18 protein-coding genes and 1 tRNA gene are annotated in these 21,034 nt (G+C 64.4%); 9 read left to right on the top strand and 10 right to left on the bottom strand.

Going from position 1 to position 21,034, the window contains the following annotated elements:
* Nucleotides 1-9: 9 nt before the first annotated feature.
* The 5 genes from FPV16_RS17245 to FPV16_RS17225 all read right to left on the bottom strand — a co-directional run bounded on the left by FPV16_RS17245 (nt 10) and on the right by FPV16_RS17225 (nt 5,937).
* A complete protein-coding gene (locus tag FPV16_RS17245; RefSeq protein ID WP_227439606.1) occupies nt 10-603 on the bottom strand; it encodes a LutC/YkgG family protein in 594 nt (197 codons plus the stop codon).
* Between the two features lie 469 nt (nt 604-1,072).
* Nucleotides 1,073-2,662 (bottom strand): lactate utilization protein B, encoded by a 1,590-nt coding sequence (locus tag FPV16_RS17240; RefSeq protein ID WP_227439605.1) that lies wholly within the window; start codon nt 2,660-2,662, stop codon nt 1,073-1,075.
* Nucleotides 2,659-3,402, bottom strand: coding sequence for a (Fe-S)-binding protein (locus FPV16_RS17235; protein ID WP_227439604.1), 744 nt, complete (start codon nt 3,400-3,402; stop codon nt 2,659-2,661). The genes FPV16_RS17240 and FPV16_RS17235 overlap by 4 nt, the downstream gene beginning before the upstream one ends.
* Nucleotides 3,403-3,495: 93 nt before the next feature.
* The gene (gene poxB / locus FPV16_RS17230; RefSeq protein WP_227439603.1) at nt 3,496-5,256 is read right to left on the bottom strand and encodes a ubiquinone-dependent pyruvate dehydrogenase; all 1,761 of its coding nucleotides are present in this window, start codon (nt 5,254-5,256) and stop codon (nt 3,496-3,498) included.
* An 81-nt stretch (nt 5,257-5,337) separates the two neighbouring features.
* Nucleotides 5,338-5,937 carry a cysteine hydrolase family protein gene (locus tag FPV16_RS17225; RefSeq protein WP_227439602.1) on the bottom strand — a complete coding sequence of 200 codons (600 nt, stop codon included), beginning with the start codon at nt 5,935-5,937 and terminating at the stop codon, nt 5,338-5,340.
* Nucleotides 5,938-6,226: 289 nt separating this feature from the next.
* Here FPV16_RS17225 and FPV16_RS17220 point away from each other — a divergent pair, with 289 nt between their 5' ends.
* A complete protein-coding gene (locus FPV16_RS17220) occupies nt 6,227-6,526 on the top strand; it encodes a GCG_CRPN prefix-to-repeats domain-containing protein (protein WP_227439601.1) in 300 nt (99 codons plus the stop codon).
* A 183-nt stretch (nt 6,527-6,709) separates the two neighbouring features.
* Here FPV16_RS17220 and FPV16_RS17215 read toward each other — a convergent pair.
* The 3 genes from FPV16_RS17215 to argC form a co-directional block, all read right to left on the bottom strand.
* Nucleotides 6,710-6,786: transfer RNA gene (locus tag FPV16_RS17215), tRNA-Arg, on the bottom strand.
* A gap of 632 nt (nt 6,787-7,418) precedes the next feature.
* Entirely contained in the window at nt 7,419-7,952 is a 534-nt protein-coding gene (locus FPV16_RS17210) for a MucR family transcriptional regulator (RefSeq protein WP_227439600.1), read from the bottom strand.
* Between the two features lie 1,407 nt (nt 7,953-9,359).
* Complete coding sequence (argC, locus tag FPV16_RS17205; RefSeq protein WP_227439599.1) at nt 9,360-10,295, bottom strand: N-acetyl-gamma-glutamyl-phosphate reductase; 936 nt, start codon at nt 10,293-10,295, stop codon at nt 9,360-9,362.
* A gap of 217 nt (nt 10,296-10,512) precedes the next feature.
* Between argC and FPV16_RS17200 the strand changes: the two genes are divergently transcribed.
* The 3 genes from FPV16_RS17200 to FPV16_RS17190 all read left to right on the top strand — a co-directional run bounded on the left by FPV16_RS17200 (nt 10,513) and on the right by FPV16_RS17190 (nt 12,020).
* The gene (locus FPV16_RS17200) at nt 10,513-11,040 is read left to right on the top strand and encodes a DUF5872 domain-containing protein (RefSeq protein ID WP_227439598.1); all 528 of its coding nucleotides are present in this window, start codon (nt 10,513-10,515) and stop codon (nt 11,038-11,040) included.
* 110 nt (nt 11,041-11,150) lie between these two features.
* Complete coding sequence (locus tag FPV16_RS17195) at nt 11,151-11,501, top strand: hypothetical protein (protein WP_227439597.1); 351 nt, start codon at nt 11,151-11,153, stop codon at nt 11,499-11,501.
* Nucleotides 11,502-11,561: 60 nt separating this feature from the next.
* A complete protein-coding gene (locus FPV16_RS17190) occupies nt 11,562-12,020 on the top strand; it encodes a hypothetical protein (RefSeq protein WP_227439596.1) in 459 nt (152 codons plus the stop codon).
* 74 nt (nt 12,021-12,094) lie between these two features.
* Here FPV16_RS17190 and FPV16_RS17185 read toward each other — a convergent pair whose 3' ends face one another.
* Complete coding sequence (locus FPV16_RS17185) at nt 12,095-13,426, bottom strand: MFS transporter (RefSeq protein WP_227439595.1); 1,332 nt, start codon at nt 13,424-13,426, stop codon at nt 12,095-12,097.
* Between the two features lie 366 nt (nt 13,427-13,792).
* On the opposite strand from FPV16_RS17185, the gene cyoA reads away from it, so the two are divergent.
* From cyoA to FPV16_RS17160, 5 genes are all read left to right on the top strand, one after another.
* Complete coding sequence (gene cyoA / locus FPV16_RS17180) at nt 13,793-14,917, top strand: ubiquinol oxidase subunit II (protein ID WP_227439594.1); 1,125 nt, start codon at nt 13,793-13,795, stop codon at nt 14,915-14,917.
* Between the two features lie 132 nt (nt 14,918-15,049).
* Nucleotides 15,050-17,053 (top strand): cytochrome o ubiquinol oxidase subunit I, encoded by a 2,004-nt coding sequence (cyoB, locus tag FPV16_RS17175; RefSeq protein WP_227439593.1) that lies wholly within the window; start codon nt 15,050-15,052, stop codon nt 17,051-17,053.
* Between the two features lie 5 nt (nt 17,054-17,058).
* Entirely contained in the window at nt 17,059-17,688 is a 630-nt protein-coding gene (gene cyoC, locus FPV16_RS17170; protein WP_227439592.1) for a cytochrome o ubiquinol oxidase subunit III, read from the top strand.
* Nucleotides 17,685-18,086 (top strand): cytochrome o ubiquinol oxidase subunit IV, encoded by a 402-nt coding sequence (gene cyoD, locus FPV16_RS17165; protein WP_227439591.1) that lies wholly within the window; start codon nt 17,685-17,687, stop codon nt 18,084-18,086. The genes cyoC and cyoD overlap by 4 nt, the downstream gene beginning before the upstream one ends.
* A gap of 120 nt (nt 18,087-18,206) precedes the next feature.
* Nucleotides 18,207-18,950 (top strand): SURF1 family protein, encoded by a 744-nt coding sequence (locus tag FPV16_RS17160; RefSeq protein WP_227439590.1) that lies wholly within the window; start codon nt 18,207-18,209, stop codon nt 18,948-18,950.
* A 4-nt stretch (nt 18,951-18,954) separates the two neighbouring features.
* On the opposite strand, the gene FPV16_RS17155 is transcribed toward FPV16_RS17160, so the two are convergent.
* Nucleotides 18,955-21,000, bottom strand: coding sequence for a prolyl oligopeptidase family serine peptidase (locus FPV16_RS17155; protein WP_227439645.1), 2,046 nt, complete (start codon nt 20,998-21,000; stop codon nt 18,955-18,957).
* Nucleotides 21,001-21,034: the final 34 nt, after the last annotated feature.

Here is a 21,034-nt window from a genome sequence, read left to right as displayed (position 1 = left end):
ACCGACCTGTCAGGCACGGGGGAGCAGGATCACCGTGAGCGAGCGCACGCCCTGCGCGCCGTGGATCAGCACGCCCTCGATATCGGCGGTGGCGGACGGCCCGGTATGGAGCACGGCATAGGCCGCCCGGCCGAAATCCGGCCGGCGATAGGCTGCCTGGATGTTGACCAGGATGTCGGCGGGATCGAGCAGCACAACGAGGTGCTGGGCGAGATAGGCCACCGCGTTCACCTGCAACTCGTCCTGCGTGAACAGGACGGACCCGGTCTCGGCCACGCCGAACACGGCGCGGACGACGGCGACGTCGACATCGGCGAGATCGCCCGGCGACGCCACTTGGGAGAGATCGCGGTTGCCGGCGATCTCCGGCACTGCCGAGGCGATCACCGCGCTGTGGTTCAGCCGCTCGCGCACGTCGGCGAAGGGGTCCTCGCCCGGAACCGGCACCGCGATGCGCCCGCCCATGCGCTTCAGGCGTTCGCCGAACTCGGCCACGAGATCGTCGCCGACCAAGGGCGCGAAATCCGGGACCAGCGGCAGGGGATGATCCCCGGCGGGGCGATTCTTGCGGATGCGGGCCAAGGTGTCGTCGCGGGCGCTCATCGGCCGACACTCCAACGACGATGATCCTGCCGGGCCGAGGCTGCGCACTTCCCCCTCCCCGCCGGGCCTACGATAGTCATACATCTCGTAGGCCGCTCGGGTCCCCTCTCCTGGAAGGAGAGGGACAGGGTGAGGTGTGTGACCTCTCCGGAGATGCACCACACCTTACCCCAACCCTCTCCTTTCAGGAGAGGGAGCACGTCGCGCCTCCTGTCGAACTCTCTTGGATCGAGCCAACGGCCTTCGAGCCGATGGGTGAATTCAGCAGCCGCCGGGCGAGGAAAGGGCCGCAGGGACCCTGCCGCCCCTATGGCGAGTAACGGCGACGTCGGAGCGATAGTGAGGGGGGCTCTCAGGATTTGGCGTCTCCGGACGCGCCCCCTCACCGCCGGCTGCCGCCTCGACACGCTCCCCGAACAGGGGATGCGCGCCAGCCGAAGTGATCTCGCCGACAAGAAAGAAGCCCTGCTCACGCGTCCGTCTCCGGCTTCTTGTCCATCCGGTTCTGCTTGTACCAGCTGTGGAAGCTCTGGCGTGGGCTGTCGGGCATCTCGCGGCCCTTCCCCCAGGTGTTGAGCGGGTTGTAGACCGCAAAGCGCGGCAGCGCCCTGAGGGCGGAATCGGCGGCGCCGATGGCGGCCCGGTAGGTGGCGGGCCGGCTCAACACCTGTCCGGCGGCCTTCATCATGCCCTGCTTCAGCAGCGGGATCTGGTGCTCCTCCGCCAAAACCTTGCGCCAGGCGAAGATTTGCTCGTGGATGTTGATTTTCACCGGGCAGACATTGGTGCAGCTGCCGTTCATGGTCGAGGAGAACGGCAGCGTCGAGTATTTCCGCTTGTTGAAGGTCGGGTCGATGATGAGGCCGATCGGACCGGAATAGGTGGCGCCGTAGGAGAGGCCACCAGAGCGCCGGTAGACCGGGCAGGTGTTCATGCAGGCGCCGCAGCGGATGCATTTGAGCGAGGTCCAGAACTCCTCCATCCCGAGCCGCTCGGAGCGACCGTTATCGACGAGCACATAGTGCATCTCGCTGCCCTCGCGGGGGGCGCGAAAATGCGAGGTGTACTGGGTGATGGGCGAGCCGAGGGCCGAGCGCGCGAGCAGCCGCAGGAACACGCCCAGATGCTCGATGCGCGGGATCAGCTTCTCGATGCCGATGGAGTGGATCTGCAGCTTCGGCACATTGCCCGAGAGGTCGGCATTGCCCTCGTTGGTGCAGGTCACCACCGTGCCGGTCTCGGCGATGGCGAAATTGCAGCCGGTCATGCCCGCATCCGCCTCCAGGATGAGGGGGCGCGTATGCATCCGCTGGCTTTCGGCCAGGTAATGGGCGTCGTCGTTCTCGGGGTCCGTCCCCATGGTCTTGGCGAAAACGGCCGCCACATCGAACCGGGTCTTGTGCACCGCCGGCACCACCACGTGGCTCGGCTCCTCGTTGTCGAGCTGCTGGATGCGCTCGCCGAGATCGGTCTCGATCACCTCGATCCCGGTGCCCGCCATGTAGTGCCGGAAGCCGCATTCCTCGGTGAGCATCGACTTCGACTTGATCAGCGACTTGGCGCCATGATCCTTCAGGATGCCGTGGACGATGCGGTTGTGCTCGGCCCCGTCCGCCGCCCAATGGACATGGACGCCATTGGCCTTCGCATTTGCCTCGAACTCTTCGAGATACCGATCGAGGTTCGACAGGGTGTGCGCCTTGATCTGCGAGGCGAGGTCGCGGAGCTCCTCCCATTCCGGAATGCCGAAGGCGGCCGTGTCGCGCTTCTTGCGCAGATCCCAGAGGCGCTCGTCATGAGCTTTCTGGTGAAGGGGAGCCGCGAGGAAACGCTCGGCGGCCTCGGCCTGATCGATCGGCCGGTTGCCGCGAATTTTGGCACCGCGCGGTTGCGCCTCGCGCACCGCCTTCGCCTTGGGCTCCGCGCTGATCGGCCTCGTCGTCGCTTCGGCATGATCGAGGCGGCGCCCATCCTGGCCGCGCTCGCTCTCGTCGCCGGCCTTGGCGACCTCGGGATGGATCATGCGGTCGCGGGGGCCGCTCTCCTCATGCGCGCTCATGCCGAGACTCCGTTGAGGATGCGGGCGATGTGGATGAATTTGAGGGGCACGCCGATCCGGGCGGCGCAGCCCTTCTGGTGCATCATGCAGGACGAGTCGGACGAGACCACGTATTCGGCCCCGGCACGGCTGTGGTCGCTGACCTTGTCGTAGCCCATCTTGGCCGACACGGCCGGCTCGAACACGCTGAACGTCCCGCCGAAGCCGCAGCATTCGTCCGGCCGGGCCGGGGTAACGATCTCGATCCCCTTCACCTTGGCCAGGAGATCGAGGGGCTTCGAATAGGCCGGCTTGTTGAGCTCGGAGGGCCGCGCGTGGTGAATGCCGCGCAGGGCGTTGCAGTTCGAATGATACCCGACCTTGTGCGGGAACTCGGCCCAGGGGAAGGCATCGACCTTCAGCACATCGTGGAGGAACTCCACCAGTTCGAAGGTCTTCCCCCGCACGGCCTTGACCTCGTCCGTCTGCGGGATCGCGGTGAGATGCTCGCGCACCTGATGCACACAGGAGCCGGACGGGGCGACGATGTAGTCGAACGGGGCGAAGTTCCTGACGAAGAGCGCTTCGGTCGCCGCGGCTTCGGCATGGCAGCCGGTATTGGTCATTGGCTGGCCGCAGCAGGTCTGGTCGAAAGGATAGGCCACGTCGAGGCCGAAGCGTTCCAGCAATTCCAGCGTCGCGATGCCGACTTCAGGCTCGAAGGCATCGACGTAGCACGGCACGAACAGTCCGATGCGCATGGAAACCGGTCTTCTCTCCTGGGATGCGGCAGCGCTCACGGGCGGATGCCGCATCACGGTACAGTTTGGATACGTTCAAAGGTTGCCCTTCATCTACCGGATGATGTTGGTCTTGGCGAGGTCGAGAACCGAATCCCCCCGGCCGCTCATCACCGCACGGAGCACGTAGAGGCTGAACCCCTTCACCTGCTGACCGTCGATCTTCGGCGGAATCGAGAGTTCCTGGCGGTTGACCACCACATCGAGCACCGCCGGGCCGTCATGGGCCAGCACCTCGCGGATCGCGCCCTCCAGTTCGGCCGGGTCCTCCACTCGCACCGCGTGGAGGCCGGTTGCCCGGGCCATGGCGGCGAAGTCCGGATTCTCGAGGGCGACGCCGGTCTCAAGATAGCCCGCGGCCTTCATCTCCATCTCGACGAAGCCGAGGGAGCCGTTGTTGAAGATCACCACCTTCAGCGGCAGCTTCTCCTGCCGCAGGGTCAGCAGATCCCCCATCAGCATGGTGAAACCGCCGTCGCCGGACAGGGAGACCACCTGCCGGCCGGGACAGGCCGCCTGCGCGCCGATCCCCTGCGCCATGGCGTTGGCCATGGAGCCATGCACCCACGAACCGAGGAGCCGGCGCTTGCCGTTCATTTTTAGGTAGCGCGCAGCCCAGATCGTCGGCGTGCCGACATCCGCCGTGAAGGCCGCGTCGTCCGCCGCGGCCTCGCTGAGGAGCTTGGTGAGATATTGCGGATGGATCGGCGAGTTCGCCGTTTTCAGGCCGAACCAGCCCTTGGTCGACGCTCCGGTGGCGAGATCGTCGAGGTCCTCGCGCGCCTTGGCGTAGTGCTTCAGGCTGGCATCGAGCCAGGCCCGGTCGGACTTGACGCCGAGCTTCGGCAGCAGCGCCGTGATCGTGTCGCGTACGTCGCCGACGAGACCGAGATCGAGCCTCGTGCGCCGGCCGAGCTGGTTCGGGCGCAGATCGACCTGCGCCACCTTGGCATGGGCCGGGTAGAACTGCTTGTAGGGAAAGTCGGTGCCGAGCATCAGCAGCGTGTCGCAATCGCGCATCGCCGCGTAGCCGGACGAGAACCCGATGAGGCCGGTCATCCCGACATCGTAAGGGTTGTCGTATTCCACGTGTTCCTTGCCGCCGAGGGCATGGACGATGGGGCTCTTCAGCGCTTCGGCGAGCTGGAGCAGTTCGGCATGGGCGCCGGCGCAGCCCCGGCCGCAGAGCAGCGTGATCTTGGATGAGCCATCGAGGAGTTCGGCGAGTGCGTTGAGCTCGGCCTCCGCGGGACGGATCGTGGGCTTGGCCGGCAGCAGGCCTGCATTGGGCGCGATGGCGCTGGCCGGCGCATCCTTCAACGCCACGTCACCGGGGATGATCACCACCGCGACACCGCGCTGACCCACCGCGGCGCGGATGGCGTTGTCGAGGACGAACGGCAGTTGCGACGGGTCTGAGACGAGTTCGCAATAATGGCTGCACTGCGCGAACAGGGCCTTCGGGTCGGTTTCCTGGAAGTAGCCTGAGCCGATCTCGGCCGAGGGGATATGCGCGGCGATGGCCAGGACCGGGGTCCGGCTCCGATGGCAATCGAACAGTCCGTTGATGAGATGGACATGGCCGGGGCCGCAGGAGCCGGCGCAGACCGCCAGCTCTCCCGTGATCTGGCTTTCCGCGCCCGCCGCGAAGGCGCCGACCTCTTCGTGCCGCACATGCACCCAGTCGATGACGCCCCGCGCCCGGATCGATTCGGTCATGGCGTTGAGGCTGTCGCCGACGACACCGTAGATCCGCCGGACACCCACCTGCTGCAAGGTTTCGACGACGAGATCCGCGACGATGTCGATTTTCATGGCTTGAGCTCCTGCTTCAGAAGCCGAACGATGCTGCGCCGCACACGTTCCCCTCGGGCGGGTGAGAGACGCAGCCTCGTGTCACTCCGCGATGTCCCCGACGTTCGGGGCGATCACGGCGAAGAGATCGCCGAGGGTGGCGAGGCTCGCGGCCTGCAGGGCGCTGGCACTCACCACCGAACCATCGGGGCCGGGCAAAGCACGGGTGGCGGTGGTGGAGGCCACCACCGTCGGGCTGAAGCCGAGGTTGAAGGCACCGCGCGCCGTCGAGTTGATGCACATATGCGTCATGAAACCAGCGAGCAGCACCGATTGCACGCCGGATTCTTCCAGATGCTTCTGCAGGTTCGTGCCGACGAACGCGTTGGGGTAGTTCTTCACGATCACCGTCTCGCCGTCTTGCGGCGCCACCTCGTCGCTGATCCGCCCGATGGCGGCCGAGATGTCGTAGGGCGAACCCTGCCCGGCATCGTGCTGGATGTGGATAACGGGGATGCCGGCCTCCCTCGCGCGGCCGAGGAGTTCGCGTGCGGCGCGGATGGCGGGCTCCACCTGCTCCAGGCGCATGATTCCCTCGCGGTAGGTGTTCTGCAGGTCGATCATGATCAGGGCGGAGGCCCGGAGTCTGGCCGGTGCCGGGCTCAGGCCCGAGACGTCGCGCAGGGTCTTGAGGTCTGTCATGGCGGACTTTCGATCTGTCGAGGACGCGGACGGGTGTCGGGTGAGGAGACCTCATCTGGGGGCGGCGTCAATCCCGTCCGTCGCGGCGGGGACGCCCTCTCCCGGTTGGGGGCGGAAGGCGCTCGATGACGCTTTCTCAATCACGAAATCGCGCGCTCAAGCTCGCCTGCGTCGGATGGCGCTTCAGGCGGCGGAAATGTCAGAATTCGTTCAGCGATCGAGTGTCTTGATACAGCACGCCCCGAGGTGAAGCTGTGGTCCCGAGGGGATGCGATCCGGAGTTCGTGTCATGAAGCATGTCAAGACTTTAGGCCTCATCGGCGCCGTCATCGGCGGCCTGACGATGGCTGCCGCCACGACGACGGCTGAGGCCGCGGGCGGCTGCGGCTACGGCTATTATCCATCCGCGTTCGGATGCCGGGCCACGTCCCGTGCGTTCGGCTACTACGCGCCCCGTCCGGTGCCAGTCTACGGCTATGGCTATGGCTACGGTTATCGGCCGTACTACCGTCCGTACTACCGGCCCTACGCCTATGCGCCTCGCCCTTATGCCTACGCCCCCCGCCCCTACGTGCGGTTTGGCTTCTGACGTTGAGAGACGATGCTCCCGGGCCGCCGGGAGCATCCTTGCCCACCGGCAAGGTTCCAGTGGCATCCGGCGGCGAAACACATGGCGCTTCCGAGCCATCGGTAGCGCCTTCTTCATTCCCGGGGAGGAGAGGGTGACCGAGGCGCACTGAGCAGTCTCGCAGCACCACCGAAAGAGCGTGCATGGCGACCCCGGTTGGGCTCGAACCAACGACCTGCCGCTTAGAAGGCGGCTGCTCTATCCAGCTGAGCTACGGAGTCAGGGTGCCGCGCTTCTCCTAACACCCCCCTCCCGACCTGTCATTAGCCTCCTGCGAACCCTGACTTTGTGCCATTAGAGCCTGCCGGAACGAACGACGGCGCTCGTTCGACGCCTCGCCGCGCATCGGTCGCTGCCCACGCAGCCTCAGCCCTTTCAGAGCTGGACTTCGATGAGGCTCGAGACCAACCGTACGGAGCGGACGTTTGCCTTGCTAAGCCCGACTGTGACACGCAAACTGAACGGCGTGATATCGGAGCCTCCTTGCAGAGGGCTGAACCCGTATCGCCGGACATCCGGCAGACCTTTACGCACCTTGACCGTGTGGAAACAAGACCGCTCAGGCCGCCTCAGCGTTGCGCAAGTCACCGAGGACGTACGGCACGACCAGTCGTCCCCAACCTCGTACGCCACACTGTCCAGACCGGCAGTACGAGACCACATCAGGTGTGGATAACAAGCCTGCCAGGCTCCGGTACTGAAAACTCATCGAGGATCGTGACCGCCGTGACTTTCCTCAACAACGCTACGTGATCGAGACGAAGCCCATCCCCAGCATCGCAGTGGGAATGGGCGTCATCGTCAATGATCGGATAAACGAGACGGCGCCCGAATAGGCGCCGTCGGACAGGTTTCAGGCCGCCTGCTTCTTGCGGGGTCCGCGACGCTTCTTCTCCGGCGGAGCAGCGACGGCCTCTTCCTCCGGCTCACTGACGACTTCTTCGGGCTCTGCCTTAGATACGGCGGGTACGGTCTTGCGGCGTTGCTGACCGAGACCAAGGGCGCGCGCCAGCTCCGACCGCTGCTCGGAATAGGCGGCCGACGTCATCGGATAGTCTGGCTGCAGGCCCCATTTGGCACGGTACTGTTCGGGGGTGAGGCCGCGCAGGGTGAGGTGCCGACGAAGCGTCTTGTACTGCTTGCCGTCTTCGAAGCTGACCAAGTAGTCGGGTGTTACCGAGCGGCGGATTTCCTGCGGCGTCGCCTTCGGCGGGCCGGTTTCCGTGGCGGGTGCGCTGCTCGTGCTCACCGAACGAATGGCCTCGTGCACATCACTCAGGAGCTTAGGCAGTTCGGCGCTTTGCACGTGATTGTTGCTGACATACGCGGAGACGATGTCTGCCGCTAAGGTGATGAGACGGGCTGAGTCGGTGTCTGATTCACTCATGATATTCACGCCATCGGTTCGTTATGTTGAAACTGTACACATGCCTAAGCTCTGTCTGCGCGTCTAGCAAGATGTTATTGGAGGAAATTCGCGGTTTTAAGGATCTTTCGTTCAAATGTTTCGCGTGTTGGCCGATTGCGAGCGCCCACATCGTCCGTTTCCCATACGTTTGGCGGTAGAGCGAGCAGAGTTTATCGATCGTTCTGCAGCACTAGAGCGTCGCGGAGGGCCGCTTAACATCGGGTCCTGTGCAGGAGGGCGTACAGAACTTTGCCACCGGCGCGGGGTATCGGTAAAAACTGTCTCAACCGTTCATTGCAGGTTCGCCAGCGTCGAAAACCCAGTGGTTCGAGCGGGCGATTCATGATTGCCGGTCGCTATTATGGGGCATAAGTGAGCAAAACCCGCTTACAACAATCACCCGGTCGTAAAACAGCGACGGTCACAGCCTCTTCGCCGGCGATTCCGTTCAAGTGTCCGTTAGAGCGCTTTCATCGCAACACTCGCCGATGACACCGGGAGTTGGCCACATACTGATGCCTGACGCCGCTCGAATCGCGATCTGCACGATCTGATTGGCAGATTGCGCGTAGCCTCTCAGAAAGTATACTCTCGTGCAGTCGTATCTTTGCTCTCCCACCATACTTTAAGCCGAACGATCCGAGGGCTGCGGCAGGTCTGCCGGGTATCGCTACTGCCGTTCGAAGAACGACAATTCTCTCCTGACTCACCGAGCATGCCAAAGACCAGAGATGAGAGAATCGCCTCTGAACCTCACCGCTCCCGCCACACCAAAGCGAAGCGGTGCCATCACACAAGCGTCAAGCACCGACCCCCAACTTGTTCAACGATGAACAGTTCCCGGGATGCATCTTCAAAATTCATGTTTGACCAATAAAATCGGTCAGTCTTGCTGCCTTCGCTTTGAGGATTTGCAAAAAATCTCGCCTGTTTTCGGTCCTCTGGCATCGAGAAACCAGACTTCGAACGGAGGGGAAATTAAGCAGCTTGGCGTGATGTGATCGATGAGGGATGACGTTGCCTCAGCAGATTCGTGCTGAAGCAATTCGGGCCCGTGGAGATGGCTCGATCCTGTTTTTGGCTGAAGTCATGCTCCCGGCCAAAACCGAGCTCCGGTCACGGGGGTCTACCGATCCTTGGCTCGCCCTTATCCGTTTCCGATCCAGGCCGATGACCCGTCTTGGGGGGATCCTTGAAAAGAACCTGGGTCATGGCGCTGAACCTGCCCATGGACCCGATGATACGAACCTGCGGCATCACGACGCGTAGTCTTGGTGTGCATAGACTTGGCGTCGGACGAGAGCTTGCTGAACTGACGGATTGCGGCATGTCCGGCAACGAGGACATGGAGGGGCAACGGCCTTTGTCCCAATCCGCGTCCCGATCTTAATCCAGACCCAGCATGAGGCCGATATTCTGCACGGCGGCGCCGGATGCACCTTTTCCGAGATTGTCGAGCCGGGCCACAAGCAGTGCCTGAGCATGGTCCGACGTGCCATAGACCCGTAACTCGAGATGATCGGTGTCGTTCAAGGCCTCGGCGTCCGGCTTGTCGTCCGGGCTGGTCTGAATCACCGTCACCATGGTGCTGCCGGCGTAATGAGCGGTAAGGGCTGCTATGAGCGCCGCTGAATCCGGATGTCCCGGCAGGGTATCGAGGTGAAGCGGGATACTCACAAGCATGCCCTGGCGAAAGTTTCCCACGGATGGGATGAAGATTGGCCGGCGGGTCAGGCCACCATAGGTCTGTAGTTCCGGAACGTGCTTGTGAGCAAAGCCGAGACCGTAGAGCTGAAAGGCCGGCGCTTCTCCGGCCTCATAAGCCTCGATCATGTTCTTACCCCCGCCGCTATAACCGCTGACCGCATTGACGCTGATCGGAGTATCGGACGGCAGCAATCCGGCATCGACCAGGGGACGCACGAGGGCGATGGCTCCGGTCGGATAGCAGCCGGGATTAGCGACGCGCCGCGCCTCGCGGATCACCTGTGCCTGACCGGCATTCAATTCGGCAAAGCCGTAGGCCCAGCCGGGGCTGACGCGATGGGCAGTGCTGGCATCCAAGATGCGGGGCCCGCCATTGGGCAGACCATCGGCCAAGGCCACCGTTTCCTTCGCCGCATCGTCGGGCAGGCAAAGGACGACGAGATCCACATCTGCGAGAAGCGCGCGTTTCACCGCAATGTCCTTGCGGCTCTCGTGCGGGATGCTCTTCAGGGAAACGCGGCCCTCGCGCTCCAAGCGTTCGCGAATGCCGAGGCCGGTGGTGCCGGCCTCTCCATCAATGAACACCGTGGGCTTTGCCATTCCACTCTCGCTCATTCCAAAGGTCCCGTTCGTCTCGCCTGGGATGGGAGCCGCCCTGCGCGTTCGCGAGGTGGAGGCTGCGGCTTCTCAAGTCAATGTCGCGGCTTTACCGCGTTTCCGGCCGTATCGCCTGTATCGCGTTGCTTTCTCACGGATTGATGACACGCCGTCCACCGGGAACCGGCCCCCTCGGTGCAGGTTGATCGCACGGAAACAAGCATAGGCTCGAACGATGGCCGCCAGCGCAGAAAAGACCGACCCTAAGCTGTGGGACAGGATCAAGTCCGAGGTGACCGCTTCCGACAAGGGAGGCAGGCCCGGTCAATGGTCTGCCCGCAAGGCCCAAGCGGCAACGAAGGCCTACAAGGAGGCCGGAGGCGGCTACAAGGGCAAGAAGTCCGACGAGAACAGCCTGACGCAATGGTCGAACGAGGAGTGGGATACGAAATCCGGCAAGCCCAGCGGTGAGACCGGGGAGCGCTATCTTCCAAAGAAGGCCCGCTCATCCTTGTCGAAGGACGAGTATGATCGCTCCACGAGAAAGAAGCGCGCCGACACCAAGGAGGGCAAGCAGTTCTCCAGTCAGCCGAAGGACGTGGCCGAGAAATCTGCGTCCGCCAGGAAGGCCGGGGCCAAGCAAGGGAAGGCGTCCGGCGGCCCGACGAAGGCGGAGCTGATGCAGAAGGCCAAATCCGCGAACATTCGCGGCCGGTCCACCATGTCGAAGGGCGAACTCGAAAAGGCACTCCATGCCGCGTGATCGCGTGGATATGCGGGTGTTCAGGCTCTTCTTCTGTCTCCGATTTGAACGGAACTGAACCGGGCGGAGTTCTGCCCCAGACATCACCCGTCGTTCAGGATTTCGCTTCGATGATCGCCAGACCCCTCGTTTTCAGCCTATGCCTTGCTCTGTTGCCGACGGGAGCCGCCATCGCGCAGATTATCGAAGCGCCGGCCGGCATTGGTACCGTTCCGTCAAGCCGCGGTGAGGCGATGGCACCGGAGGGTGGACGCGGCCAGACGCCGTCGAGCGGGGCAATTCCGGTCGAAGGATCTGTGGAAAAATCCTCCGCTTCCAAGGCCCCCGTCGGTGGCGCGGGCGCGGCATCGAGCACGTCGTCCGGAGTTGGCGTCGGCACCGGCGTCGGCGGTCCGCCCGGAACCGGTGCCCTGCCCGGCACCGGCGGAACCTCGGGCGGCCCGGGCGGGATCAACCGCTGACCCGACCGGGACATCCGTTGCGACCTACTTCCTACAGTCCGAAACTCGAAAGGCTACGCCATGCCTCTCCGCTCGACGCTCGTCTTCGCAGGGCTCGCATCTGTTACGGTTCTGGCGAATAGCCAGGGTACGGCCGAAGCGTCGTGCCTGCGACAGGTCGCCAACCGGTCCACATTGACCTTGGTGGTGGGCCAGGGTGTCGGTCCCGCCGTGACGGTTCGCCCTGGCACCTCCCGGACGATCAGGCTCGACGGGCCGGCCCCTGTGGAGATCTCGGGTTATTGCGGCGGAGTGCTTCGTGGTGGTGTGCCCCTCGGACAACCCGTCCTACAGCGAAGCTTCGCCGTCACCGCCGTGAAGGATCGTTGCTTCTACGAAGTCGGTAACGGCTTCTTCGAGCGCGAACTCGGTCCGAGCTTTTTCCCGCGTGAGGATGCCGGAGCGTTTGCCCTCAACAATCCGCGTCAGGGGGATCTTGCAATCGGTCCGTCCGCTGAGAGCTGCGCCGCCATCCGCTGAACGACGAGCTGGAACGAAAAAGGCCCGCATGCGTGGCATGCGGGCCTTTCTTCGTGGGGGCTCTTACCTCGGCGTCAGTACGCGGCGACCTTCCGGTTGATGGCGAGCGCGCTCAAGGTCGCGACCGCGCCGGACAGGAGGTAGACGCCGACCCAGGCCAGGCCGAACCGGCTCGACAGGCTGAGCGCCACGAGGGGCGCGAAACCGGCTCCGATCAGCCAGGCAAGGTCCGAGGTCAGCGCAGCGCCGGTATAGCGGTACCGTGTCCCGAGATTCTCGGTCACCGAGCCGGAGGTCTGGCCGTAGGAGAGGCCGAGCAGGCCGAAGCCGACAAGGACATAGATCGTTTGGCCGGTCTCACTATCGCCGAACAGCAGAGGCGCGAGAATGCTGGCGAGGCTGAACAGGCCGATCAGGCTGGCGGCGATTCCCACTAGTCTGCGACGGCCCACCTGATCTGCGACGATTCCCGAGATCACGATCGCGCCAGCAAAGACGATGGAGCCGACGAACTGCACCAGCAGGAACTCGCCGGCCGAGCGTTTCGTGAACAGGGTGATCCAGCTGATCGGGAAGATGCTCACAAGGTGGAACAGGGCGAAACTCGCCAGCGGCACGAATGCACCGATAAGGACGGTTCGTCCCTGCGCGCGAATCATCTCCCAGACCGGGGTCGGGGCGAGTTCGCGGGTCTCGAGGAGTTGCGTGAATTCCTCCGTCGCGACGAGGCGAAGCCGGGCAAAGAGGGCGACCACGTTGACCGCGAAAGCGACGTAGAACGGATACCGCCAGCCCCAATCCAGGAAGTCGTCCATGGTCAGGTTGGCGAGGAAGAACGAGAACAAGGCACTGGCGAGCCCGAAGCCGATCGGCGCTCCGAGCTGGGGGATCATCGCGTACCAGCCCTTGCGGTCGCTGGGGGCCTTGATCGAGAGGAGCGACGCCAGACCATCCCAGGCTCCCCCAAGGGCGAGCCCCTGCCCGATCCGGAAGGCGGCAAGCAGCCAGACCGAGGCCATTCCGATGCTATGATAGGTCGGCAGGAAGGCGATCGACACCGTCGAGCCGCCGAGCAGGAAAAGGGCGATCGTCAGCTTCACGCCCCGCCCGTGCCGCCGATCGATCTCCATGAAGATCACCGAACCGATCGGCCGGGCGACAAAGGCAAGGGCGAAGAGGGCGAACGCGTAGAGTGTGCCGTCCAACGGCGACACGAACGGGAAAAAGACCTTCGGGAAGATCAATACCGAGGCGATGCCGAAGACGAAGAAGTCGAAGAACTCCGACGTCCGGCCGATAAGGACGCCGACGGCAATGTCGCCGGGGGCGACCTCGGGTTCGGTAGCGCCGGCCCGGGCACCTGCACTCAGATGCGGCGGGGTCTGCAACGCGTAATCTTGGCTCATGGACGGCCATTCGCTGCTTGAAGGGTGGGAGGACACGCCGCACTTGGCGCGCCCCTGTGTTCCGATTATGAAGGCTTGTTGCACTGCGGCAAAGCGATGCAACAGCACGATTCGCGGATTGCTATGGCATATAGTCCGCGGATGATGCTCCCCTTCTTACTGCCTCTCGCGAGATAAATCAGCTATGCTCCGAACGCCCGGCTGATTGAAGCCGCAGGCCCTTGCCAGGGCGCCTTTGCACTGCGCAGGAGAAGCCCGTATCGAACCGGTCTCGCGGTAAGCGGTCCGGTCCGAACCGCCGCTTCTCGTAAACCAGATGTTTCCTCCCGACGTTCCGTCCGCGGACGTCTCACTGCAGCCGGTCGGATGTCATCCAGATCCTTGCGCGCTCTCGCTATCCTGCCTCTCGTGGCCCTTCTGTCGGGCTGCAACATGGTCGTCATGCAACCCGCGGGCGACATCGCCACGCGGCAGCGTGACCTGATCGTTGCCTCGACGGGGCTGATGCTGCTGATCATCTTACCCGTGATCGCCTTCACGCTCTTCTTCGCCTGGCGCTACCGTCAGTCGAACACCGAAGCCGAGTACGATCCCGAATGGCACCACTCGACGCAGCTCGAGGTGCTGATCTGGTCCGCTCCCCTCGTCATCATCATCGCCCTCGGGGCGCTGACCTGGATCAGCACGCATACGCTTGATCCCTACCGGCCCTTGAGCCGCATCGACGCCTCGCGGCCGCTCTCCCCGGATGTGAAGCCGCTGACCGTGGAGGTCGTGGCCCTCGACTGGAAATGGCTGTTCTTCTATCCCGATCTCGGCATCGCCACGGTGAACGAACTGGCGGCACCGGTGGACGTGCCGATCAACTTCAAGATCACCTCGGCCTCGATGATGAACTCGTTCTTCATCCCGGCGCTGGCGGGACAGATCTATGCCATGGCCGGCATGGAGACGAAGCTGCACGCCGTCATCAACAAGGCGGGCGTCTACGAGGGATTCTCGGCCAATTACAGCGGCGAGGGCTTCTCACGGATGAACTTCAAGTTCCACGGCGTGACCCAAGAGGGGTTCGACCAGTGGGTGGCCAAGGCGAAAGCCGAAGGCAAGGAGCTCACCCGCGATGCCTTCATCGCGCTGGAAAAGCCGAGCGAGCGTGAGCCGGTGAGCTACTATTCCTCGGTCGCGCCCGGCCTCTATAACGCCATCCTCAACATGTGCGTCATTGAGGGCAAGATGTGCATGGGTGAGATGATGAGCATCGATTCCAAGGGCGGCGCCGGCAAGGAGAGCCACGCCAACCAAGAGAGGCTCCGCTACGACAACCGTCATGCGGTCCGCGGCGAGGAAGCGCAGGGGGCCACGTTCCCCGCCTCCGAGAAGAAGCCACGCACCCAGGAGGTCGACCCCGCCAAGGGGCACGATCACCACCATGACCATTCCGGGCCGGACACGAAGCCAAGTGACCCTGCCCCGGCGCAACTGAACCGCTAGGCCGACGCGATGACGCGCGGCCTTCGGGACAGGCGCGTCACGGCGACGGCATCACTAAATTGAACCCATGAGAGACGGGTACCGAATCGATCGGTACGTCCCCTCGCCGATAACCGGGAACGAAGCGATCCCATGTTTGCCAATCTCGATCTTCAGAAGCTCGTCTTCGGGCGGCTGACTCTCGAAGCCATCCCGTATCACGAGCCGATCCTGCTTGTGACCTTCATCGGCGTCGCCATCGGTGGCGTCGGGCTGCTGGGCCTCATCACCTATATGCGCTGGTGGGGTCCGCTGTGGCGCGACTGGTTCACTTCCGTCGACCACAAGAAGATCGGCATCATGTATGTGGTGCTCGCCCTGGTGATGTTGCTGCGCGGCTTCTCCGACGCGCTGCTCATGCGCTCGCAACAGGCCATGGCCTTCGGTGCCAACGAGGGTTACCTGCCGCCTCACCATTACGACCAGATCTTCACCGCCCACGGCGTGATCATGATCTTCTTCGTGGCGATGCCCCTGGTCACCGGCCTGATGAACTTCGTCGTGCCGCTGCAGATCGGTGCGCGCGACGTGTCGTTCCCGTTCCTCAACAATTTCAGCTTCTGGATGACCGTCAGCGGTGCCGCGACGATCATGGCCTCGCTGTTCGTCGGCGAGTTCGCCCGCACCGGATGGCTTGCCTATCCGCCGCTCTCCGGCCCCGCCGGCAGCCCGGGCGTGGGCGTCGACTATTACATCTGGGGTCTTCAGATCGCCGGTATCGGCACCCTGCTCTCGGGCATCAACCTCATCGCCACCATCGTGAAGATGCGTGCCCCCGGCATGACCATGATGAAGATGCCGATCTTCACCTGGACTGCGCTCTGCACGAACATCCTCATCGTCGCCGCTTTCCCGATCCTCACGGCCGTTCTCGCGCTGCTCTCCCTCGACCGCTACGTGGGCACGCACTTCTTCTCGAACGACCTCGGCGGCAACCCGATGATGTACGTGAACCTCATCTGGATCTGGGGTCACCCGGAGGTCTACATCCTGATCCTCCCGGCCTTCGGCGTCTTCTCGGAAATCGTCTCGACCTTCTCCGGCAAGCGGCTCTTCGGCTACGCGTCCATGGTCTACGCCACCGTGGTCATCACGATCCTGTCCTACCTCGTCTGGCTGCACCACTTCTTCACGATGGGCTCGGGTGCCTCCGTGAACTCGTTCTTCGGCATCACGACGATGATCATCTCGATCCCGACGGGGGCGAAGCTCTTCAACTGGCTCTTCACCATGTACAAGGGTCGCATCCGCTTCGAGGAGCCGATGCTCTGGGCCATCGGCTTCATGGTGACCTTCACCATCGGCGGCATGACCGGCGTTCTGCTCGCCGTGCCCCCGGCCGATTTCGTGCTGCACAACAGCCTGTTCCTCATCGCCCACTTCCACAACGTCATCATCGGCGGCGTGCTGTTCGGCATGCTGGCCGGCATCACCTACTGGTTCCCGAAGGCCTTCGGCTTCCGGCTCGACCCGTTCTGGGGGAAGATGTCGTTCTGGTTCTGGCTCACGGGCTTCTACTTCGCCTTCATGCCGCTCTACGTCCTCGGCCTGATGGGCGTGACCCGCCGTGTGCAGCATTTCGACGATCCGTCGCTGCAGATCTGGTTCATCATCGCCGCCTTCGGCGCCGGTCTGATCGCCCTCGGCATCCTCTCGTTCATCATCCAGCTCGTGGTGAGCTTCATGCGGCGCGAAGCCCTGCGTGATCACACCGGCGACCCGTGGGGTGGCCGGACCCTCGAATGGTCGACCTCTTCGCCGCCACCGGACTACAACTTCGCCTTCACGCCGGTGATCCACGACCACGATGCGTGGTCGGACATGAAGCGCCGCGGCTATGCGCGACCGCTCAAGGGCTTCCGTCCGATTCATATGCCGAAGAACACCGGCACGGGCATGATCCTGGGTATCCTCAGCATCGGGTTCTCGTTCGGCATGATCTGGTACATCTGGTGGCTCGCGGCGCTGACCTTCATCGCCATGGCCGTCGTCGCCATCGGTCATACGTTCAACTACAACCGCGACTTCTACATCTCGGCCGATGCCGTCATCGGTACCGAGACTGAACGGACGCGGATGCTCGAAGGTCGGGTCTGAGAACCATGGCGTCGCACTCCCCCACCCTCGCCAAGGACGGCGAGGCACCCTCCTTCTACATGGAGGAGGATCACCATCCCGAAGGCGGCACCATGCTCGGCTTCTGGATCTACCTGATGAGCGATTGCCTCATCTTCGCCGCCCTGTTCGCCACATACGCCGTTCTCGGCCGCAACTATGCGGCAGGTCCTTCCCCGAAGGACCTGTTCGACCTGCCGTTAGTGGCGCTGAACACCTCGATGCTGCTGTTCTCCTCCATCACCTATGGCTTCGCCATGCTGGAGATGGCGAAGGGCGAGCAGCGGCGGATGCAGCTCTGGCTCGGCGTGACCGGCCTGTTCGGCCTCGCCTTCATCGGGCTCGAACTCTACGAGTTCGCCCACCTCATCCATGAGGGCGCCGGCCCACAACGCAGCGCCTTCCTGTCGTCGTTCTTCACCCTGGTGGGCACCCACGGCCTGCACGTGACGCTCGGCCTCGTCTGGCTCATCGTCCTGATGGTCCAGACCGAACAGAAGGGCCTGATCCCGGAGAACCAGCGGCGGCTTCAGTGCCTGTCGATGTTCTGGCACTTCCTGGACGTCATCTGGATCGGCGTCTTCACCTTCGTCTATCTCATGGGAGTGCTGCAATGAGCGCCGCCAGCCAGTCCGCCCATGCCGCTGACCATGAAGAGGACGTGAAGGGCCACGGCGACCATAGCGGTCATGGCTCATTCAAGGGCTACGTCACCGGCTTCGTGCTTTCCGTCATCCTCACTGCCATTCCGTTCTGGCTGGTGATGGGCGACGTGCTCGGAAGCCCCCGTTTGACCGGCCTCGTCATCATGGGCTTCGGCGTCGTGCAGATCGTGGTCCACATGGTCTACTTCCTGCACATGAACACCAAGTCCGAGGGCGGGTGGACGATCCTGGCATTGATCTTCACCCTGACGCTGGTGGTGATCACGCTCACCGGCTCCGTCTGGGTCATGTATCACCTGAACACGAACATGATGCCGATGACGCCGACCAGCCTCCATCAGCACCATTAGCGCATCACCCCGGAACGCGACCCTGTTCGCTGGACAGATGATGCGACATCGGAAGTCCATGGCCCCGTCCCGGATGCGAAATCCGCGGCGGGGCCATGGCTTTAGTGCCGTCCCGTTTCGATGAGTACGGAGAGATCCTCGCGGCGCGCGACCCCGACGCTTGCCGCGGTCGGCGTCCTGACACTCGTGGCCGTGGTGGCTTTCGCGGCACTCGGCACATGGCAAGTGCAGCGCCGCGCGTGGAAGCATGACCTGATCGCCCGCGTCGATGCGCGGGTCCATGCCGATGCGGTTCCTTCTCCGGGTCGCGCAGACTGGCTCGCGCTCGATGTCGCGGCCGATGCCTACAGGCGCGTCTTCGCCACCGGGACCTTCGCGGATGACCGGGAGACCCTGGTCCAGGCGGTCACGGAGCTCGGCGGCGGATACTGGGTGATGACGCCGCTGGTCGGCGCGAATGGTTCCACCATCCTCGTCAATCGCGGCTTCGTTCCGACGCAGATGCGCGATCCGGCGACGCGGGAGATCGGTCGGCGGGCGGGCGAGATTCGCGTCACCGGCCTGCTGCGCATGTCGGAGCCCGGTGGCGGTTTCCTGCGCCGCAACGACCCCGCTGCCGATCGCTGGTACTCGCGCGATGTGGCGGCCATCGCCGTTGCGCGCGGCCTCGGCCCGACCGCCCCCTACTTCATCGATGCCGATGCGGAGCCCAATCCCGGAGGGTATCCCGTGGGCGGGCTCACCGTGGTGGCCTTCAGCGACAACCACCTCGTCTATGCGCTGACTTGGTATGCGCTCGCTCTCATGGCGGTGGCCGGTGGCGCTTACGTCATCCGCGACGGGATGCGCCGGCGCGACGCCTGAGCGGTCAGCCCTCCTCGGGAACCCAGCCGATGGATTGCCGGAGAAATCCCATGCCGAGGGCGAGGAAAGCCGCTGTCTCGGAATTGTCCTTGCCGTAGCCGTGGCCGCCGGCCGCCGGTTCGAAGAAGGCCGGGTCGTAGCCGAGATGGCGCAGCTTCTCCGCCATCTTGCGGGCATGGCCCGGATGGACGCGGTCGTCGCGCCGCGTGGTGGCGATGAGGATCGGCGGATAGGGCTTGCCCGCCTCCGCCGTGTGGTAGGCCGAGATGGCGCCGAGGAAGCTCCAATCCGCCTCCAGATCGGGGTCGCCGTATTCGGCGATCCAGCTCGCACCGGCCAGGAGCTTCGCATAGCGCCGCATGTCGATGAGGGGGATCGTGCAGAACAGGGCGCCGAAGCGCTCGGGGTAGCGGGTCAGCATGTTGGCGATGAGGAGACCGCCGTTCGAGCCGCCCTGCGCGGCGATGCGCCGGGGTTTCGTGACGCCCCGCGCCACCAGATCGGCCGCCACCGCCGCGAAATCGGCATGCGCCAGCGCCTTGCCCTCGCGCCGCCCGGCCTGGTGCCAGCGGGTGCCGAACTCGCCGCCGCCGCGGATATTGGCGACGACGCCGGTGCCGCCCTTTTCCAGCCAGAGCTTGCCGAGTACGCCCTGATAGGTCGGCAGCAGCGAGATCTGGAACCCGCCATAGGCGGAGAGATGCACGGGCGCGTCGCCGGTCTCCCCGCCGGGGCCGACCTGGACATAGGGAATGCGCTCCCCGTCCACCGAGACGGCCTCGTGGCGGGTGACCGTGAGGCCGTTCGTATCGAAGGCCGGTGGCGTGGTGCGCAGGATGGTGGGCGCCGAGAGGTCGCCGGGGATCGCCAGCAGCGTCGGCGGCGTCAGCGGGTCCTGAACCATCGCCAGGAGCGAGCCGTCGGACTCGCTCGGCTCGGAATCGAAGGGCCAGACCGAGACCGAGCCGATCTCCGGCAGGCCCGGCAGGCTCAGGCGGTTCCAGCCGCCCTCCCCCGGTTCGAACACGCTGTAGGCGGGACGCAGGTCGTCGAGGGCATCGACGATGAGGCGCGGGCCGGCCCAGGAGACGTTCTGCAGCGCCCTGCGCTCGGAAGGCTCCCACAGCACGGTGAAGGTCCTGTCGCCGTCGAGGAAGGCCGGCAGGGCGATGGCGAGCACCGTATCGGCCGCGTGAACGCTGCCGCCCACATCCCAGACTGAGCGCGTGCGGATGACGAGATGGTCGCCGTGGAGGGAGATATCGGCGTCGGTGGGGGCGTCGAGGCGATGGGTCGGCCCGGTCCGGTCGCCGATATGGACGGTGCCGTCGAAGAAGCCGGTGCGCTCGACGAAGACGACGCGCTCGCCCGGCGCGTCGTGGTCGACACCGCCCCAGAGGCCCATATTCTCGGGCGCGGTCTCGAACAGGATGGTCGCCGCGAGCGGGTCGGTGCCGCGCGTCCAGAGCCGCACGGTGCGGGAATAGCCGGAGCGGGTGGCCATGTCCTCGCCGAGGGCGCTCGACAGGATCAGCGTGTCGCGGTCGAGCCAATCCGCCCCGCCCTTCGCCTCGGGGAGTGTGAACCCGTCGGCGACGAAGCTCAGCGTCGGCAGGTCGAATTCGCGCAGGATGGTGGCGTCGCCCCCTCCCCGGCTCAGCTTCACCAGGGCGCGGTCATGGGTGCCGGGGATCAGCGTCGCGCCGCCCCAAACCCAATCCACGCCTTCGGTTTTCGCCAGGGCGTCGATGTCGAGGAGGATCTCCCAGGCGGGGGCGCCGGCGCGGTAGGAGGCTTCGTCGGTGCGGCGCCACAGGCCGAGGGGATGCTCGGCATCGCGCCAGACGTTGTAGAGGAGCTTGCAGCGCCGTGACACGAGGGGGATCTTGTCAGGCCGGTCGAGGATGGCCTTCACCGCCGTGCGGTCGCGCTCCATGACAGGGTCGGTGAAGCGCGCCAGCGTCTCGGCATTGCGCGCCTCGACCCAGGCGACGGCCTCCGCGCCCTCCACCTCTTCGAGCCAGAGATGAGGGTCGTCATCCGGCTCCAGGCGGAGGAGGGGATCAAGCTCGAAGTGATGACCA

It is taken from the genome of Methylobacterium sp. W2, from assembly GCF_020662345.1.
Taxonomy (GTDB): Bacteria; Pseudomonadota; Alphaproteobacteria; order Rhizobiales; family Beijerinckiaceae; genus Methylobacterium.
The sequence above is the reverse complement of the archived record's forward strand: the minus strand, read 5'-3'. Positions and strand labels throughout refer to the sequence as shown.

What these genes read in the sequence shown, in the direction of transcription:
- poxB (WP_227439603.1), bottom strand. Translation starts at nt 5,256, where the DNA reads ATGAAAATCGACATCGTCGCGGATCTCGTCGTCGAAACCTTGCAGCAG.
- FPV16_RS17185 (WP_227439595.1), bottom strand. Translation starts at nt 13,426, where the DNA reads ATGAGCCAAGATTACGCGTTGCAGACCCCGCCGCATCTGAGTGCAGGT.
- FPV16_RS17220 (WP_227439601.1), top strand. Translation starts at nt 6,227, where the DNA reads ATGAAGCATGTCAAGACTTTAGGCCTCATCGGCGCCGTCATCGGCGGC.
- argC (WP_227439599.1), bottom strand. Translation starts at nt 10,295, where the DNA reads ATGAGCGAGAGTGGAATGGCAAAGCCCACGGTGTTCATTGATGGAGAG.
- cyoA (WP_227439594.1), top strand. Translation starts at nt 13,793, where the DNA reads ATGTCATCCAGATCCTTGCGCGCTCTCGCTATCCTGCCTCTCGTGGCC.
- cyoC (WP_227439592.1), top strand. Translation starts at nt 17,059, where the DNA reads ATGGCGTCGCACTCCCCCACCCTCGCCAAGGACGGCGAGGCACCCTCC.
- cyoB (WP_227439593.1), top strand. Translation starts at nt 15,050, where the DNA reads ATGTTTGCCAATCTCGATCTTCAGAAGCTCGTCTTCGGGCGGCTGACT.
- FPV16_RS17210 (WP_227439600.1), bottom strand. Translation starts at nt 7,952, where the DNA reads ATGAGTGAATCAGACACCGACTCAGCCCGTCTCATCACCTTAGCGGCA.
- cyoD (WP_227439591.1), top strand. Translation starts at nt 17,685, where the DNA reads ATGAGCGCCGCCAGCCAGTCCGCCCATGCCGCTGACCATGAAGAGGAC.
- FPV16_RS17160 (WP_227439590.1), top strand. Translation starts at nt 18,207, where the DNA reads ATGAGTACGGAGAGATCCTCGCGGCGCGCGACCCCGACGCTTGCCGCG.
- FPV16_RS17245 (WP_227439606.1), bottom strand. Translation starts at nt 603, where the DNA reads ATGAGCGCCCGCGACGACACCTTGGCCCGCATCCGCAAGAATCGCCCC.
- FPV16_RS17235 (WP_227439604.1), bottom strand. Translation starts at nt 3,402, where the DNA reads ATGCGCATCGGACTGTTCGTGCCGTGCTACGTCGATGCCTTCGAGCCT.
- FPV16_RS17195 (WP_227439597.1), top strand. Translation starts at nt 11,151, where the DNA reads ATGATCGCCAGACCCCTCGTTTTCAGCCTATGCCTTGCTCTGTTGCCG.
- FPV16_RS17225 (WP_227439602.1), bottom strand. Translation starts at nt 5,937, where the DNA reads ATGACAGACCTCAAGACCCTGCGCGACGTCTCGGGCCTGAGCCCGGCA.
- FPV16_RS17190 (WP_227439596.1), top strand. Translation starts at nt 11,562, where the DNA reads ATGCCTCTCCGCTCGACGCTCGTCTTCGCAGGGCTCGCATCTGTTACG.
- FPV16_RS17200 (WP_227439598.1), top strand. Translation starts at nt 10,513, where the DNA reads ATGGCCGCCAGCGCAGAAAAGACCGACCCTAAGCTGTGGGACAGGATC.
- FPV16_RS17240 (WP_227439605.1), bottom strand. Translation starts at nt 2,662, where the DNA reads ATGAGCGCGCATGAGGAGAGCGGCCCCCGCGACCGCATGATCCATCCC.